At 60.3% G+C, this 17848-nt stretch carries 14 protein-coding genes and 1 rRNA gene; 11 read left to right on the forward strand and 4 right to left on the reverse strand.

Features of this window, described 5'->3' with window-relative positions; all coding sequences use genetic code 11:
• Window positions 1-97 (forward strand): 5S ribosomal RNA (rrf, locus tag AC1DHT_RS19100); the annotation flags it as partial.
• Between the two features lie 232 nt (window positions 98-329).
• Window positions 330-2222 carry a penicillin-binding protein 2 gene (mrdA, locus tag AC1DHT_RS19105; protein WP_427539632.1) on the forward strand — a complete coding sequence of 631 codons (1893 nt, stop codon included), beginning with the start codon at window positions 330-332 and terminating at the stop codon, window positions 2220-2222.
• 11 nt (window positions 2223-2233) lie between these two features.
• On the opposite strand, the gene AC1DHT_RS19110 is transcribed toward mrdA, so the two are convergent.
• Window positions 2234-3190 (reverse strand): LysR family transcriptional regulator, encoded by a 957-nt coding sequence (locus AC1DHT_RS19110; RefSeq protein ID WP_427539636.1) that lies wholly within the window; start codon window positions 3188-3190, stop codon window positions 2234-2236.
• Window positions 3191-3364: 174 nt separating this feature from the next.
• On the opposite strand from AC1DHT_RS19110, the gene AC1DHT_RS19115 reads away from it, so the two are divergent.
• From AC1DHT_RS19115 to qhpG, 5 genes are all read left to right on the forward strand, one after another.
• Window positions 3365-4120: a class II aldolase/adducin family protein gene (locus AC1DHT_RS19115; RefSeq protein ID WP_442114781.1), complete on the forward strand. Its 756-nt coding sequence runs from the start codon at window positions 3365-3367 to the stop codon at window positions 4118-4120.
• A 239-nt stretch (window positions 4121-4359) separates the two neighbouring features.
• Window positions 4360-6264: a sigma-54-dependent Fis family transcriptional regulator gene (locus AC1DHT_RS19120; protein WP_427539642.1), complete on the forward strand. Its 1905-nt coding sequence runs from the start codon at window positions 4360-4362 to the stop codon at window positions 6262-6264.
• On the forward strand, window positions 6264-7982 hold the full coding sequence (locus AC1DHT_RS19125) for an ABC transporter ATP-binding protein (protein WP_427539645.1): 1719 nt from the start codon (window positions 6264-6266) through the stop codon (window positions 7980-7982). Before AC1DHT_RS19120 ends, AC1DHT_RS19125 begins: the two co-directional genes overlap by 1 nt.
• Window positions 7972-8649 (forward strand): subtilisin-like serine protease QhpE, encoded by a 678-nt coding sequence (qhpE, locus tag AC1DHT_RS19130; RefSeq protein ID WP_427539648.1) that lies wholly within the window; start codon window positions 7972-7974, stop codon window positions 8647-8649. Before AC1DHT_RS19125 ends, qhpE begins: the two co-directional genes overlap by 11 nt.
• Entirely contained in the window at window positions 8646-9941 is a 1296-nt protein-coding gene (gene qhpG, locus AC1DHT_RS19135; protein ID WP_427539651.1) for a flavin-dependent monooxygenase QhpG, read from the forward strand. The genes qhpE and qhpG overlap by 4 nt, the downstream gene beginning before the upstream one ends.
• Window positions 9942-10077: 136 nt before the next feature.
• On the opposite strand, the gene AC1DHT_RS19140 is transcribed toward qhpG, so the two are convergent.
• The gene (locus tag AC1DHT_RS19140; protein WP_427539654.1) at window positions 10078-11568 is read right to left on the reverse strand and encodes an aldehyde dehydrogenase family protein; all 1491 of its coding nucleotides are present in this window, start codon (window positions 11566-11568) and stop codon (window positions 10078-10080) included.
• Between the two features lie 146 nt (window positions 11569-11714).
• Window positions 11715-12386, reverse strand: coding sequence for an HAD family hydrolase (locus tag AC1DHT_RS19145; protein WP_427539657.1), 672 nt, complete (start codon window positions 12384-12386; stop codon window positions 11715-11717).
• Window positions 12387-12699: 313 nt separating this feature from the next.
• Here AC1DHT_RS19145 and peaA point away from each other — a divergent pair, with 313 nt between their 5' ends.
• From peaA to peaD, 4 genes are all read left to right on the forward strand, one after another.
• Window positions 12700-14280 carry a quinohemoprotein amine dehydrogenase subunit alpha gene (gene peaA, locus AC1DHT_RS19150; RefSeq protein WP_427539660.1) on the forward strand — a complete coding sequence of 527 codons (1581 nt, stop codon included), beginning with the start codon at window positions 12700-12702 and terminating at the stop codon, window positions 14278-14280.
• Between the two features lie 93 nt (window positions 14281-14373).
• Entirely contained in the window at window positions 14374-15804 is a 1431-nt protein-coding gene (gene peaB / locus AC1DHT_RS19155) for a quinohemoprotein amine dehydrogenase maturation protein (protein WP_427539663.1), read from the forward strand.
• A 1-nt stretch (window position 15805) separates the two neighbouring features.
• Complete coding sequence (gene qhpC / locus AC1DHT_RS19160; protein ID WP_054596428.1) at window positions 15806-16129, forward strand: quinohemoprotein amine dehydrogenase subunit gamma; 324 nt, start codon at window positions 15806-15808, stop codon at window positions 16127-16129.
• 23 nt (window positions 16130-16152) lie between these two features.
• The gene (gene peaD, locus AC1DHT_RS19165) at window positions 16153-17271 is read left to right on the forward strand and encodes a quinohemoprotein amine dehydrogenase subunit beta (protein WP_427539666.1); all 1119 of its coding nucleotides are present in this window, start codon (window positions 16153-16155) and stop codon (window positions 17269-17271) included.
• Between the two features lie 137 nt (window positions 17272-17408).
• Here the strand turns inward: peaD and AC1DHT_RS19170 are convergent, their stop codons facing one another.
• Window positions 17409-17810 carry a lysozyme inhibitor LprI family protein gene (locus AC1DHT_RS19170; protein ID WP_427533843.1) on the reverse strand — a complete coding sequence of 134 codons (402 nt, stop codon included), beginning with the start codon at window positions 17808-17810 and terminating at the stop codon, window positions 17409-17411.
• Between the last annotated feature and the right edge of the window lie 38 nt (window positions 17811-17848).

The raw sequence follows: 17848 nt of genomic DNA on the forward strand, positions 1-17848 counted from the left end.
TGGAACCACCTGATCCCATCCCGAACTCAGCAGTGAAACGATGCATCGCCGATGGTAGTGTGGGGTTTCCCCATGTGAGAGTAGGTCATCGTCAAGATTAAATTCCGAAACCCCAATTGCGAAAGCAGTTGGGGTTTTGTTTTGCCTGCAAGAAAGTGCTCATCGGCTGCACCAATGTCCGACCGTCGTTTTGGCCGTCAAGGACAATCACTTGGGAAATTACCCCTAAAGTGGCCGCGCAGTTTTTGGTATGGTGCAGCTCGTTTTTTAATGGACTGATGTCACGCGCAGGGAATGGCGTTTAACCCGGTCAAAGAGTTGCTGCAGAAATGCCCGAACCGATCCCGATCAAGGACCACGAAAAAGAAACGCGCCTGGTCAACAAACGCCTATTGGCCTGCGCATTGTTCGTGGTTGCCATTACCTGCGCGCTGGTTGTGCGCATGTACGTCCTGCAAGTGGTCGAGTTTGACTATCACTCGACGATCTCTGAAAACAACCGGGTGCATGTCCTGCCCATAACCCCGACTCGCGGTCTGATCTATGACCGCAACGGCGTACTGCTGGCCGATAATCGGCCAAGCTACAACCTGATCATTACCCGCGAACGCGCGACCGATGTGAAAGGCGAGCTGGACTCGGTGGTTAGTCTGTTGCACTTGCCTGCTGAAGACCGCACGCTCTTTGACAAGGCGATGAAGCAGGCACGCCATCCCTTTGTTCCAGTCACCTTGTTTTACGAACTGACCGAAGAGCAGATTGCGACACTGGCGGTGAACGAGTTCCGCCTGCCAGGAATCGACGTTGAGCCGCAGTTCGTGCGCAACTACCCGCTGGGTGCGCATTTCGCCCACTCGATCGGATACGTCGGGCGTATCAACGAAAAAGAATCCAAGGCACTGGATACCGTCGAGTACCGCGGTACCCAGTCGATCGGCAAGACCGGCATCGAAAAATTCTACGAGTCCGAGCTGCATGGCCATGTCGGCTATGAAGAGGTCGAAACCAACGCCCAGGGCCGGGTACTGCGAGTGCTCAAGCACACTGATCCGATCCCCGGAAAAAACATCGTGCTCAGCCTCGATGTAAAGCTTCAGGAAGCGGCAGAAGACGCGCTGGGCGACCGCCGTGGTTCAGTGGTTGCTCTCGATCCGGCAACCGGTGAAGTGCTGGCAATGGTCAGCAAACCGAGTTTTGACCCGAATCTGTTTGTCACCGGCATCAGTTTCAAGGAGTACGCGGCGCTGCATGACTCCATTGACCGCCCACTGTTCAACCGGGTCTTGCGCGGGTTGTATGCGCCAGGCTCGACGATCAAGCCGGAAGTGGCGATTGCCGGGCTCGACACTGGCGTGGTCACGGCGTCCACCAGGGTCTTCGATCCGGGTTACTACCAACTGCCAGACTTCGACCATAAATACCGTAACTGGAATCACAGCGGCGACGGTTGGGTCGACATGGACGCAGCGATCATGCGTTCCAACGACACCTATTTTTACGACCTGGCGCACAAACTCGGCATCGATCGTCTGCACGATTACATGACGATGTTCGGCCTTGGCGAAAAAGTCTCGCTGGACATGTTCGAAGAGTCTCCCGGGCTAATGCCGTCCCAGGCATGGAAGCGCGCTACTCGCCGTCAGCCGTGGTTCCCCGGTGAAACGGTGATCCTCGGGATTGGTCAGGGTTATATGCAAGTGACACCGCTACAACTGGCTCAGGCGACTGCGCTGATCGCCAACAAAGGGGTGTGGAACCGACCGCGTTTGGCCAAGACGATCGACGGCGTAGCGCCGGTGGATGAGCATCCGATGCCGAACATCCTGCTGAAGAATCCGCACGACTGGGAGCAGGTCAACCACGGCATGCAGATGGTTATGCACGATCCGCGCGGTATCGCCCGTGCGGCGGCGGTGGGGGCGCAATATCGGATTGCAGGCAAGAGCGGCACCGCACAAGTGGTGGCAATCAAACAGGGCGAGCGTTACGACCGTTTGAAGACCCGCGAGCGTAACCGTGACAACGCCTTGTTCGTCGGTTTCGCCCCGGCCGAGCATCCGCAGATCGTGATCTCGGTGATGATCGAGAACGGCGAGGCCGGCGGTCGCGTTGCTGGCCCTGTAGTGCGGCAGATCATGGATGCGTGGCTGCTGGACAAGGACGGCCATCTGAAGCCGCAATACGCGAGCCCGAGCAAACCACCCAGCGATCCTCACGTTTGACGCGCTGAAAGCTACAGCACCTGCTCATGCCTGTTGAGCAGGTGCTGGAAGCTGTCCAGGAACACTGTTTCGGCCTGAGTCATTTTCTGCTCGCGATTCCAGAGCAACCGAATATCCAGATCCACCACACCCTCCTCAGGCGGCAAACGCCATAGCAACCCCTGCTCGACATCTCGCTGCACCAGGTGAACGGGTAAACAGCCGATCCCAAACCCTGCACAGATCAATCGGTGTATCTCTTCGAAGCTGGTCGATGATGCGACGATCTTGCCGGTAAAGCCTTGCTGGTCGCGAAACAGCGTCAGCGGTGAAAGATTGCCGCCCAACTGGTCACTGGTGAAGCTGACGAAGTGCTCGGTGGCGAGCTGTTCCAGCCTCAGATTTGTCTGCCCGAACAATCGGTGGCGTTGGCCGCAGAAGTACCCATAACGCTCGCGAAACAGCACCCGTTGCTCCAGCCGCGGCTGCGGTAGTCGGGATAAGCCGACGCCGACCGTCGCAGTCTTTTGCAGCAGGGCACTGATGATGTTCGAACTGCCCATCACCTCGACTTCCAGTTCGACATTCGGATGGCTCTCATGGAAGTCCGCCAGGAACTTATCGTAGTGCGCGGACTGGATACCGCTGATGGTCAGGATCCGCACCTTGCCGACCACGTCATCGTGAGGACTCTCGATCACCGGCCCCAGGCGCGAAATATCACCATAGACATCGGCCGCGATACGCAGCACTTCTTCACCGGTTTCGGTGAGGTCGAAACGCCGGCCGCTGCGGACAATCAGCACGCAGTCGAGTTGCTCTTCAAGACGCTTGAGCGCCTGGCTCACCGCCGATTGTGTGATGTGCAGGCGTGCAGCAGCGCGGCTCATGCTGCCTTCCTGGGCGATCACCAGATAGGTGCGCAACAGGTTCCAGTCGAGCCGGTCATTGAGAAAGCGGCGGCTGGATTGGGAGAGGGGGGAGGGCATAAGGAATCCTGCTATTAGTCAGGCTAATAGTTAGGTTAAGAATTTGAAAATTGACTAATCCTAGCCCGGCCGCGATAAAGCTCACAAGCACACCGTGCTGTTGATACCCGGCGTCTGCGCTTTGCCCGTTCAAGGGCAGCCCGCTCGCCATCACACACAAAAAGAGGTGATTTGGTGAATAAGCCCGAGCACATGAACACCATTGAATGGCAGGCCCGCTGCGAGTTGGCAGCCCTATATCGATTGGTCGCGCACTTTCGCATGACTGACCTGATCGACACCCACATCACATTACGGATCCCAGGGCCCGAGCATCACTTCCTGATCAATCGCTACGGGGTGATCTTTGATCGCATGCGCGCCTCGGATCTGGTGCGCATCGATCAGCAGGGCCGAATTGTCGATCCGGCGTACGCGGATCATCGAGTCAACACGGCGGGCTTCGTGATCCATTCTGCGATCCACATGGCCCGCCCCGATCTGAACTGCGTGATCCATACCCACACGGCGGCGGGCATGGCGGTGGCTGCACAGAAACGAGGCCTGCTACCGATCACTCAACACGCGCTGAAGTTCTACGGCAAGCTGGCTTATCACACCTATGAAGGTATCGCTTTGTCGCTGGATGAGCGCGAGCGGTTGATTGCCGATCTGGGACCGCACAAGGCGATGATCCTGCGCAATCACGGACTGTTGGTGGGCGGCGCCAGTGTGGCTCACTCGTTCCAGGAAATTTACTTTCTGGAGCGTGCCTGCCAGGCGCAGGTACAGGCGTTGGCGGGCGGGTGTGAGCTGAATTTTCCGTCGCCGGAGGTCTGTGTTCACACGGCTGAACAATTCGAACAGGACGATGCCGAAAACATCATCGAGCTGGCCTGGTCGGCGGCATTGACCCTGATCGAATCGCAGCGCGAGTCCTATTGCTCATGAACACCGGGTCAGGTGCTCTACGGCACTTGCCAGTCTCTTGACGTTAACGTAAAGATAGGCGCTGGCGCCGAATTCCCATGGCGCAGGTTTTGCGTGAGGGAAGGGCTGTCCGAGGTATCGGGCAAACTTCCCTTTACTGCCACCTGAACCGGGTAGATATTTCCCCATGGCATGCGTGCTTCGTCGCATGTCGGGAAGTGACCCGGCCAGAGACTGGGCGGACCGATCCGGAGCGCTTGATGACTCTTATAAAAACAATAACGCCACAACCGCAACATGAAGCCCGGCTGGCTCGGGAGAAACTTCACCTTGAAGGCGAAGTCCCGAACGGGGTGTTGCGCGCTGAAATCGATGCCTCATGGCGGCGCAGCTTAAGCCATGGCGTGCACTTCAATGGCAAGCATGAGCTGGCACTGGAATCGAGTGCGAGCCTCGAGGTGTTGCTGGCGAGCAATCGCTTGCTGATCGACGCCGCGATGCCGGCCATCGATTACCTGGCCGAGCGTCAGGGCAAGGAAGGGTTGATCATCCTCGCCAATTCCGAGGCGACCATTCTCGCGGTCGAAGGCCGCGCCGACCGCCTCAAGGGCAGTGGCCTGCAAGACATCACCCTGGGCGCCTGCTGGAGTGAAGCTGCACGCGGCACCAACGCCCTCGGCACTGCGCTGGTGGAAGCCCGACCGACGTTGATCGACTGTGGCGAACATTACCTCGATCGTCTCAGCGATTTCTCCTGCAGCTCGGTGCCGATTCACTGCCCTCAAGGCGACATCCTTGGTGTACTCGATCTGACCCGCGAAGGCCCGTTGGGCCGGGCGCATGACAGCACCGCGTTGTTGGCGATGGCGGTCAGTCAGATTGAAAGCCGGGTGTTCAACGCCAGCTTCCCCGAACAGATCGTGCTGGCCTTTCATAGCCGTCGACAGTACCTCGAATCGCCCTGGCAAGGGTTGTTGGCGGTGAGCCTCGGCGGGCAGATTCTGGCGGTCAGCGCCCAGGCCTGTCAGTTGCTCAATGCCGAGCGTTCAGCCTTGGTTGGTCACCGCTGCGAAGAGTTTCTCGGGGTCGATGGCCTGCAACTGCTGGCGCGTCTGCAGCAAGGCGGGATCGGCAGTCTGCAAACCGCCAAAGGCGAGTTTTTCTACAAAACCCTACGCGCGCCACAGCGCTCGATCAATGTCACCAGCACACCGCGCAGCGTCGCCAAAAATCCTAAACCTCAACCCGATCTCGAATCCCTGGCCGGCAGCAATGCGCGTTATGCGCGTGCGTTACGGATGGCCCGGCAAGGCCTGGCCAATGAGTTGCCGGTGTTGCTGCTGGGTGAAACCGGCACCGGCAAGGAAGTCATCGCCCGGGCATTGCACATGGCCGGCAGCCGTTGCGACAAACCCTTCGTCGCGGTCAATTGTGCGGCAATTCCCGAAGGCCTGATCGAGTCGGAACTGTTCGGCTACCGCGAAGGGGCGTTCACCGGCTCGCGGCGCGGTGGGATGATCGGCCGCTTGCAACAGGCCCATGGCGGCACGTTGTTCCTCGATGAAATCGGCGACATGCCGCTGGCACTGCAAGCACGCCTGTTGCGGGTGTTGCAGGATCGCAAGGTCGCACCGCTGGGTGCCGGTGAAGAGCAAGACATCGACGTCGCGCTGATCTGTGCGACTCACCGCGACCTCAAGCGTCTGGTCGAGGACAAACACTTTCGCGAAGACCTGTTCTACCGGGTCAATGGCATCAGTGTGATGCTGCCGGCGTTGCGTGAACGCGATGATTTCAGTGAGTTGGTGAACCGTCTGCTCGGCAAACTGGATGCCCCGACGGTCAAGCTCAAGGGCGACCTGAGCAACTTGCTTGCCGGATACCACTGGCCGGGCAACATCCGTCAGCTGGAGATGGTGCTGCGCACCGCGCTGGCGATGCGCGAACCCGGTGAAACCGTGCTGAGTCTGGAGCATTTGCCCGACAGCATGCTCGACGAGTTGAATGCCTGCGAGCGCTCAACCTGCGGCAGTATCCGCGAGAACGAACTGGAGCTGATCCGCCAGTCCCTCGACAATCATCACGGCAACGTTTCGGCAACGGCCGATGCGCTGGGCATCAGCCGCGCGACGCTGTATCGCAAGCTCAAACAGTTGCGCAACTGATGCGGCGCTTGATCGTCAGGCTGGTCGACAGTCACAACCCCCAGGCACTGGACGCCGCCTTACAGTGGCTGTACGGCTTCGTGCGCCCGCATCGGCTGGCGATTGCCGGGCTGCTCGGGTTGTCGGTGTGCGCCTCGTTGCTGGTGCTGGTGCAGCCCTGGCTGACCAAGTTGCTGATCGACGATGGACTGTTGGCGCACAACTTTTCCATGCTGGTGCTGATCGCGGGGTTGATGATCGTCGCCGGATTGCTTGGCACGGCGTTGTCGGGGATCAATCGCTACCTGCACACACGGTTGTCGGGGCGGATTCTGTTTGCCCTGCGCGACGACCTTTATCGGCATTTGCAGACGTTGTCGCCGGGCTTCTACGGACAACGGCGGATCGGCGACCTGATGTCGCGCCTCGACGGTGATGTGGCGGAGATCCAGCGCTTTGCTGTCGACTCGCTGTTCTCGGCGGTTTCCAGCGTTATCGGTCTGGTCTGCGCAGTGGCGATGTTGCTGACCCTGTCGTGGAAACTCTCGTTGCTGGCGTTGGTTTTGATCCCGCTGGATATGCTGTGGCTACGCTGGATGCGGCGCAAGGTCGAGCGTGATGTGCGGCAGTTGCGTGAGCGTTCGGCGGACATGTCCTCGTTCATGGTCGAAACCTTGCCAGTGATGAAATTCATCCAGTCCGCCGGACAGCAACAGCGCGAAGCACGACGCCTCGAAACATTGGGGCAGGGCTACATGAGCCAGTTGCTGCGCCTGCAAGTCACCGAATTTTTCACCCAGGCGGTGCCCGGCACACTGACTTCGTTGTCGCGGGCCTGTGCGTTTTTGATCGGTGGTTACTGGGTGGTCCAGGGCACGTGGCAGCTCGGTGCGTTGATCGCGTTTTCGACGTATCTGGGGATGGCGGTCGGGCCGGTGCAGAGCTTGCTCGGGTTGTACGTGGCGATTCAACGGATGACCGTCAGCCTCGGTCGAGTGATGGAGCTGCGCGGTGAACAACCGAGCGTCGTCACACCGGCCACGCCGCAGCCAATGCCGAGCTCTGGTGAGCTGTATTTTGAGGCGGTGCACTTCAACCATCCCGGGCGCCCGGCGACGTTACGCGGGATCGAAGCGCGGATTCCCTACGGTTTGAAAGTTGCCCTGAGCGGCGGCTCCGGGGTTGGCAAGTCGACGCTGATCGACCTGCTGCAGCGGCATCACGACCCGCAGTCCGGTCGGGTGCTGCTGGACGGGATCGACCTGCGCGAGCTGGCGCTGTTCGAGTTGCGTCGGCGGATCGCCGTGGTCAGCCAGGACATCGTACTGTTTCGCGGCAGCCTGGCGGATAACCTCGCCTATGCGGTGCCGGACGCCAGTCGTGAGGCAGTGGCCGAAGTGGCGCGGCTGGCGCAGCTCGACAGTCTGATCGCGTCCCTGCCCGAAGGCCTCGACAGTCCGTTGGGCGAGCGCGGTCAGCAGTTGTCCGGCGGGCAGAAACAGCGGATTGCCATCGCCCGTGCGCTGTTGCAGGATCCGCTGATTCTGGTGCTCGATGAAGCCACCTCGGCGGTCGATGAGGCCACTGAACGGGAAGTCATCGAGGCCATCGATCGACTGTTTGCCGGACGTACACGAATCCTGATCAGCCATCGCCCCTCAACCCTGGCCGATGCGGATCTGCGCTTTGAGTTGTTCGACGGCGTGCTAACGCAGGTTAAGGTGCTGCATGAAGCTTGAGCTAAGGATTGGCGTGGTCGACAGCGGACATTCCGTGGCACAACGCGGACAAGTGAGTGCCGGGCGACGGTTTTACCTGGTCGAAGACGGACTCGCCGATGATGAGCTGCGTGACGATCCGCTCGGCCACGGTAGCGCAGTCGTCGAGGCAATCAGCCGGCGTGCAGCCTCTGCACGGTTTTGCGTAGCGCAGGTGTTCGACCAGCGTGGCGTCACCAGCGCCTTGCAGATTGCCACGGCGATCGATTGGCTGGTGGCGCAGGATGTTCGAGTAATCAACCTCAGCCTGGGCTTGCGTCAAGACCGCAGCCTGCTGCGTGAAGCCTGTTCGGCAGCATTGGCCCGTGGTGTTTTGCTGTGTGCCTCGAGTCCGGCGCAAGGCGAGGGTGTGTACCCGGCGAGTTACCCGCAGGTGTTGCGGGTGACTGGCGATGCCCGTTGCGGCGAACACGAATGGTCGTGGCTCAACAGTCAGCAGGCCGACTTTGCCGCCTGTGTTCAGGGCATGTACCCAGGGCAATCCGGTGCCAGTCTCGGTTGCGCGGCGTTGACCGGGCATATCGCCAATTTTCTTGCCGGACACCTCGATGCGAGCAATGCGCAGGTCCTTGAATGGCTACGAGACAATGCCCGTTATCATGGCCCTGAGCAGCGAGTCTGGACATGAGCAGCATCCTGATTCTCGGCGCCGGGCCTGCGGGCGCGGCGGTGGCGTTGGGTCTGCGCCGGTTGGGTTATGCGGTGACGCTGGTCAGCGACTGGCGCCGATTTGCGGCGCTTGAAGGCGTTTCGCAACGGGTACTCGAAGCCCTGCGCGGTGCCGGCTTGAATCAGGCACTGGCGCAGGTGGCGTTGCCATCGCAGCGACAGGTGTCGTGGAACGGCCAGCAGCATGCGCAAAACATCGAGTTTCTGCTGGATCGGCCGAGCTTTGATCGCGGCCTGCGTGAGGATTTGCGCCTGGCCGGTGTCGCGTTGATCGAAGGCCGGGTGTTGGCGGTTCACTCCCAGGCGTCGGGTCATCGGGTTGAGGTCGAAGGTCATGCTGAGCTGAACAGCGAGTTTCTGGTAGAGGCCCGTGGTCGTCAGGCGCCAGCACTTGGCAAAGGACTGCGCGGACCGGAGACGGTCAGCCTGCTCAACCGTTGGCAGGGCGCACCAGGCAGCACCGCCAGCGCGGTGGAAAGCCTGCCGGACGGTTGGGCCTGGATGGCACGGCGGGCCGACGGTCAATGTTATTGGCAGTTGACCGTGGACGTGGCCAGCGCCGAATTGCCGGGCAAGGCGCAGTTGCTCGACTACTGTCGCCAGCGCCGCGAGGACTCGTCGTTGGCCATCGATTTTTTCGGATCGCAGCCTGAAACCGACCTGCAACTGCACGCCCGCAGCAGCACGGCGATTCTCAATCAGCAGGTGTGCGGCGATAACTGGATTCGGGTTGGCGATGCGGCCATGGCGGTCGATCCGCTGTCAGGCAACGGCATCTTTCAATCCCTGTCCTCAGCCTTGCAAGCACCGGTGGTGATCAACACCTTGCTGGCTAAACCTGAGCGGGCGGCCTTGGCCCAGCGCTTCCATCAACAACGGGTCGAGCAGCTGTTCTTGCGTTTTGCGCGCATTGGTCGGGACTTTTATGCCGATGAACTGCGCTGGCCGGAGCAACCGTTCTGGCGTGCGCGTCGACAGTGGCCGGACGCTACGCCTGCTCATGCACCCGCCGACTTTGCTTCGCTGAGCATTGAGCGGGCGCCGGTGCTGCGCGATGGGTTTGTCGACGAAGCCGAGGTGGTGATCACGGCGGATCAGCCGTTGGGGATCTGGCATGTGCAAGGGGTTGAGTTGGCGCCGTTGGTGCGACGGTTGCGAACCCAGCCGGCTGACCAGGCGCTGCAAGGTTTGACGGTGGAGCAGGGGCGGGTGGTGCGCGGGTGGTTGCTGGGGCAGGGATTTAAACCCTGAAATGTGTATTGACCGGTCTGGCCCCATCGCGAGCAGGCTCGCTCCCACAGGGATCGGGTGAACGCTGGAGATCCAATGTGGGAGCAGCCGGGCGGCGTTCCGTCTGCTCGCGATGGCGGTCTGGAGGGCCCGATGATTACAGCTTGATCAACACCGACTTCAACTCGGTGTAATGCTCGATCGCCGCATACCCCATCTCCCGACCCACACCAGACATCTTGTAGCCACCAAACGGCAATGCCGGGTCGAGGGCGCTGTGACAGTTGACCCACACCGAACCGGACTTGATCCGTGGAATCATCCGGTGCACGGCCGCCAGGTCGTTCGACCAGATACTCGCCCCCAGGCCATACGGACTGTCATTGGCCATGCGCAATGCATCGGCCTCGTCATCGAACGGAATCGCCACCAGCACCGGGCCAAAGATCTCTTCCTGAACCAGCGAATGCTTTTGATCGACGTCGACAATCACCGTCGGTTTGACGAAGAACCCGGGGCCGAATTGCTCACCGCCACAGGCAATGGTCGCGCCGCTTTCACGGCCCATTTCAATGTAGTTGTACACCCGCTCTTGCTGGCGCGCCGAGATCAGCGGGCCCATGTCAACGCTTGGGTCCAGGCCATTGCCGAGCTTCATCGCGTTGGCGATGCCGGCAATGTCGGCCACCACATTGTCGAAATGCTTGCGCTGCACATAGAGCCGCGAACCTGCGCAGCAGACCTGGCCCTGGTTGAAGAAGATCGCGCTGGCCGCCCCGGCAGCGGCACTGCCGAGGTCGGCATCGGCCATGACGATGGTCGGCGATTTTCCGCCCAGCTCCAGGGTGACCCGGGTCATGGAATCCATGGCGATCTTGCCGATCTGCTTGCCGACGGCGGTGGAGCCGGTGAAGGTCAGTTTGTCCACTAGCGGGTTGTGGGTCAGCGCCGAACCCGCGGTGATGCCGGTGCCGGTGACCACGTTGAATACTCCGCTCGGGTAGCCGGCTTCCAGCACCAGCTCGGCGAGTTTCAGTGCGGTCAGCGGCGTTTCATCCGCCGGTTTCAGCACCACGGTGCAACCGGTCGCCAGGGCCGGGCCGAGTTTCCAGCAGGCCAGCAGCAGCGGGAAATTCCAGGCGACGATGGCGCCGACCACTCCCACCGCTTCACGGCGGATAAAACTGTGGAACTGATCGTCGGGCATCAATGGCAGCGAGACTTCGACGCTGGAGCCTTCGATCTTGGTCGCCCAACCCGCCATATAGCGCAGGAAGTCGATGGACAACTGCACGTCCATGACCTGCGCCACCGCCGCGCTTTTGCCGTTGTTCAGACATTCCAGCTGCGCGAGCAGTTCAGCGTCGCGTTCCATCAGATCCGCGAGTTTCCACAACAGGTTTTGCCGCTCCCGAGGTCGGGTGCGGGTCCAGGCCGAATCATCGAACGCGTGACGCGCAGCAAGCACCGCGCGATCAACGTCGTCCGGCGTAGCCTTCGGGACAACGCACAGCACTTCGCCGGTTGCCGGGTTGTGCAAGGGCATGGTCTGGCCGTCGGCGGCCTCGACCCACTCGGCGCCGATCAGCATGCGCGGGGCGCGTTGGATGAACGCCGAAACGGCAGGAAGCAGATAAGGGAGTGGCATGGTAAGACCTCGTCTTGTTCGTGTGACGAGGCCTTTCGCAACGGTTGTGCCAGTTTGCCGGAGGGCTTTATTCAGCGGGGTTCAGGGCCAAAAGCCGCAGAGAGGAACACACCGTGCTGTTGCAAACTGAGACACGGATGAGACAGCTATAACCCTTGACGGCTCAACATGCGATCAATCACCGCCCACAGCTGCGGATCGTCAAAGTCCTCGATCACCAGATGCGCGCCGGCTGCCAGCAGCGTCTCGCGGCGTTGGCTGGTCACCAGGCCGACGGTGAAAATCCCGGCGCTCACTGCCGCTGTCAGGCCGGGGATCGAGTCTTCGAACGCCAGGGTCACTTCGGCGCTGGCCTGCAAACGTTCGAGGCCGGTGAGGTAGGGCAGGGGATCGGGTTTGGCGCGGGGCAGTTCCTCGGCGACCACGATATGTTCGAAACGCTCACGCAGGCCCAGCGCTCGCAGCATGTGATCGGCGTTGGCCCGTGGCGCGTTGGTCACCACGGCGATGCCGATGTCTTGAGCCTTGGCGAAATCCAGTAACCGCACCAGCCCGGCCATCGGCGTCAGTTGCGGCGACAGCTCACGGAAACGCACTTCCTTGCGTTCGGCAAACGCTTCGCGCTCGGCCACCGAGCGGTCCGGGAACAGGTAGCGACACATGTTGGCGTTGGCTTGACCGCTGACGTGGGCTTCGAACTCGGCTTTGCTGAAGACCCGGCCATCCTCCTCCAGCAACAACTGTTGCAGCGCCAGCAGATGGAGCGCATCGGTGTCGGTCAGGGTGCCGTCGAGGTCGAAGAGCAAAGCATTGAGCATGGCGCAGTTCCCGTAGCTGAAGCGGTTAAGCGGATAGCTGCCCATCGTATACGCAGGGCGTCATCTATGCTCGTCTCAGAGTGCAACAGTTGTCGCGATATTAGACGCCGCTGACCTTTCTCAGCGCTGATAAAAATCCATTATTTCTCGCCAATTACTTGATTTTAAAGACTATTAATAAGCTGGCACGCTCCGTGTATTGCTCCTTCGCAGACGTTTCTCCTGCCACCGTCAGCGACCGGCTCGCCGACGGCAGAGACCCTGAAAACGATCATTCAAAAAATAAGAAAGCACCGTGCGAGGTTCGACGTTGATGAAGAGAAAACTCCGATCAGGCATGAGCGCCAGTCTGCTGGCGCTTGCCGCGTGTGCCGCCCTGCATGCTCCGCAAAGCATGGCGGCGCGTGACGCCCAAAGCATTCTCAAGGAAACCTGTCAGGGCTGTCATACCCCTGAAGCCGGCAATGCCTTGAGCCGTATCAGCCACCAGCGCAAAACCCCCGAAGGCTGGCTGATGAGCATTGCGCGGATGCAGACCATGCACGGTTTGCAGATCAGTGATGAGGACCGTCGCACGCTGGTCAAATACCTCGCCGATACCCAGGGCCTGGCGCCGAGCGAAACCGATGGCGTGCGTTATGCGCTGGAGCGTCGGCTCAACACCGTCGAGCATTTCGATGACCAGACCAGTCAGATGTGCGGTCGCTGCCACTCCGGCGCGCGAATCGCCCTGCAACGACGACCGGCCCAGGAGTGGGAACGTCTGGTGAACTTCCACCTCGGCCAATGGCCGTCCCTGGAATACCAGGCGCTGGCCCGCGACCGTGACTGGTTCGACATTGCCCGTAAAGACATGGTGCCGCTGTTGGCCAAGCGCTATCCGCTGGACAATCCGGCCTGGAAAAGCTGGCAGAAAACCGCGCCGAAAGCCGACGCGCTGGTGGGCGACTGGAGTTTCAGCGGCCACTTGCCGGGCAAGGGTGAACTGGCCGGCGTGATGAGCGTCAGCGCCTCGGGCGCCGACCAGTTCAAGGTCACAGTCAAAGGCCAATACGCCGATGGCAGCCCGTTCAACGGCGACGGCAGTGCAATCCTCTACAGCGGGTATGAATGGCGCGGCAACGTAACCATCGACGGCGTGGTCATGCGTCAGGTGTTTGCCGCCAAGGGCACCGAGCTGCAAGGCCGGATGTTCGAAGCCGAGCACGATGAACGCGGCCTCGACTTTATCGCCGCCAAACAAGGCTCCAGCCGTTTGCTGGCGGTGCAGCCGGGTTACCTCAAGGCCGGCAGCGAAACCGAGGTGACCCTGATCGGCAGCGGTCTGCAAGGTACGCCGAACTTCGGCAGTGGTGTGCAAGTGGCGCAAGTGCTGGAGCAAAGTCCGGAGCGCATCAAGGTCAGGCTCAAAGCCGCCGCCGATGCCAAGCCAGGTGCGCGCGAGGTCACGATTGGCAACTTGAAAGGCGCGACGCTGGCGGTTTACAGCCAGATTGCCGAGGTCAAGGTGGTGCCGGAATTCTCGGTGGCGCGGATCGGTGAGGGCGGCGGTTCGACGCCGAAAGTCCAGGGCCGTTTTGACGCTGAAGCCTGGGGCAAAGGCGTTGATGGCAAGCCGTATCGCATCGGTGTGTTCCCGGCACAGTGGAAGGTCGAAGCCTTTGATGACCGCGCCAAGGAAGATCAGGACGTCAAGTTCGCCGGGACCATGCAGGCCGACAGCGGCGTGTTCACCCCGGGCGATGCGGGGCCGAACCCGGCGCGCAAGATGTCCACCAACAACGCCGGCAACCTCAAGGTGATAGCCGCCGTCGACGATGCAGGGAAATCCCTGACCGGCGAGGGCCACATGATCGTCACCGTACAACGCTGGAACAATCCACCCATTCCCTGATTTGAAAACGTGAACTGGCTGACGTAACGGTTTCAGACACTTTTCAGGAATGACCGCAGGCCTCGCCAAACGGGGTTTGCACAGGAGGTTGTAATGGGCGCCATTTTGAATCTGGTCGAGCGCAATCTGCATGAAGTGCACGTTGATGCCGACCGCATGCTGTTCCATATCCCCAGCAGTTCGCTGTTCGCCAGTGATGAACTGACCGGGACCATCATCGATACCTTGCGCGGTCCCGGCTGTTCCTCGGAGGACTTGATCGAGCGTTTGGCGGCACGCTTCAACGGTGAAGAAATCAGCGAAACCCTGCGCGAGTTGATCTCCCTGGAACTGGTCAGCGACGGCTCGCCGCTGACCCCGGACATCGGCACCAAACGGGTCGAACGCACGGCGATCAACACCGTGGTGCTCAACGTCAATACCGGCTGCAACCTGAGCTGCACCTATTGCTACAAGGAAGACCTCGACAAGCCGTCCGCCGGTAAAAAGATGGACGTCGACACCGCCGTCGCGTCAGTGGAAATGCTGCTGCGCGAATCCCCTGACGAAGAGCGTTTCACCGTGGTGTTCTTCGGTGGCGAGCCGTTGAGCAACCGCAAGCTGATCGAGTACATGGTCGATTATTGCGAGAAGCGTTTTCGCGAGGCCGGCAAGTTCGTCGAGTTCGTCATGACCACCAACGCCACGCTGCTCACCGAGGAAACGGTCGATTACCTGAATGCCCATCGCTTTGGTTTGTCGGTGAGCATCGATGGACCGAAAACCGTACACGACCGCAACCGCATCACCGTGGGCGGGCAGGGCACCTATGACGTGGTCCGGCGCAAGGCCGAGATGTTGCTGTCGCGCTATAACAGCCGCCCGGTCGGCGCGCGTGTGACCCTGACCACTGGCGTCACCGACGTCGAAACCATCTGGGATCACTTGTTCAACGAGCTGGGTTTTGCCGAAGTCGGTTTTGCCCCGGTGACCTCGGGTGACATCAGCAGCTTCAACCTGTCGAGCGACGAACTGATCGAGGTCTTCGCCAACATGAAAAAACTCGGCCGGCGTTATCTGCAAGCGGCGCTGGAGCATCGCAACATCGGTTTCTCCAACCTGCACCAGTTGATCACCGACATCCACGAGGGCCACAAGAAAGCCCTGCCGTGTGGCGCCGGGCTGAAGATGCTGGCGGTGGATCACAAGGGCGAACTCAACCTCTGCCACCGTTTCACCGGCTCGTCATTGCCGACCTTCGGCAACGTCCACAGCGGCGTGAAACAGGTTGAGTTGAACGATTTCCTGTCCCAGCGCCTGGACCGGACCAACACCGGCTGCGAAGACTGCCAGATCCGCAACCTGTGCTCCGGCGGCTGCTACCACGAGAGCTACGCCCGTTATGGCGACCCGACTCATCCGACCTATCACTACTGCGAACTGATGCGTGACTGGGTCGACTTCGGCATTGAGGTCTACACCCGGATCATGGCTCACAACCCTGCGTTTATCAGCAGTTACATCACTCCGCGCAAGGCTCACTGATATGAAACATCTCAAGGCAATCAATAACAAAGCGCAGAAGCTCGATCAGGCCGCGGCCGAAAACCGTATCGAAGAAGTGGTGGCCATGAGTTCCGTCGCCGGCTGCGCCTCGACCACCGATCCGGGTTGGGAAATCGACGCCTTTGGCGGTGTGTCGTCGCTGTGCCAGCCGATGGAAGCTGACCTTTATGGCTGTTCCGACCCTTGCTGGTGGCCGGCCCAGGTGCCGGACATGATGAGCACCTACCCGGACTGGAACAAGGACGCCCAAGCTTCCAACGAGAGCTGGCGCAACCTGGGCACCGTGTTCCCTAAAGACAAGTAATCGGACCGAAGAAGGATTCCAGCATGCTTCGCATCAATGCCTGCGGCCTGGCCGCTTCTGCCCTCCTGAGTATCTGCTCACTCAGTGTTCTGGCCGATGAAAACACTGTGCTTCAAAATGGTCACGAGTACATGCTGACCACCAATTACCCGAACAACCTGAACGTCATCGACCTTAAAACCGACAGTCTGTACAAGACCTGCAAACTGCCGGACGCCTTTGGCCCCGGCACCATTCAGTTGTCACCGGACCGCAAGACCGCCTACGTGCTGAACAACCACTACGCGGACATTTACGGCGTCGAACTCGACAACTGCAAGCAGGTGTTCCACGCCAGCATCACCCAGCATCCGGGAGAGAAGGCGCGGTCGATGTTCGCGTTCACCCTCAGTCACGACGGCAAGGAGCTATACACCGTCGCCAACCCGACCTTGATGCTCAATGACCACTATGAAGTGCAGCCGCCACGGCTGGATGTTTACGCCACCGATGCCGGCATGAGCGCGAAGCCGGTTCGCAGTTTCCCGGCACCGCGCCAGTTGACCATCATGCAAAGCGGTGACGATGGCACGCTGTATGTGGCGGGTGCGGACATCTACAAGGTCAACGTGAAGACCGGCAAGTTCGACGTGCTGATCCCCAGTCGTCACTGGAAACGTCCGAACTACAGCGCACCGGACGTGCTCTACGTGTGGAACCAGCAGACGTACCGGCACGACTTTTCGCTGCTCTACACCACAGCTAAATTCAAGGACAAGAAACAGGACCCGGCCACTGCCGAAAACCTCTATGGCCTGTTCAGCATCGACCTGAAAACCGGCAAGACCGAAACCACCGATTTCGGCCCGCTGACTGAGATCTACTTCAGCGGCATGCGCTCGCCGAAAGACCCGAACCTGATGTTCGGCGTGCTCAATCGCCTGGCCAAGTACGACATCAAGCAGAAGAAGCTGCTGCAGTCGGCAAACCTGGATCACTCCTACTACTGCATTTCCTTCAACAAGGACGGTAGCAAGATCTATCTGGCCGGGACCTTCAATGACGTGGCGATCTTTGATGCCGACAGCCTGAAACAGATCGGCAGCATCAAAATGCCGGGCGGCGACATGGCGATTACCACGGCGCAGGTGTTTATCCGGTAATCGCGGTGGCCGCACGGACGCTATCGCGAGCAGGCTCGCTCCCACACTGGATCGGGTGTACACGAAATGAGTGTACGACCGAATTCCCCTGTGGGAGCGAGCCTGCTCGCGAAGAGGCCCTTACAGACGCTCGAGCATCAAACCCCGGGAACCGGGCAACTCAGATCACCTTCCTGGCACTCGAGGTAAGTCTTGAAGGCCTCGACACGTTTTAGCGTCAACCCGGCCAGGCAGTTGCTGTAGATCATCGGGTAAACGCTGCCGCCAGCCACCCCGGACGCCGAGAACTCGCACTCGGCATCGCGGAACGCCACCCAGGCACGCTGTGCACCGACCAGCAGTTTTTTGCTCTCGACGTTGTCCTTCAAGCGGTCATTGATCTGCTTGTAGAGGGCGTTGAGTTGAGTGTCGGCCTTCTTGTAATCCTTGGCGGCACACTCGCTCATTGTGCGTTGGTCGGCGGCGTTAGCGCAGTCGTCGGCGTGGGCGAAGGGCGCCAGCAGCAGCGGCGCAAGTGCCAGTAAAAAGCGTGGAGGCATGGAAAGCTCGCGTGGGTCTTCGAGGAGTTAAACGGCTG

This window comes from Pseudomonas sp. 05N432, assembly GCF_056396945.1.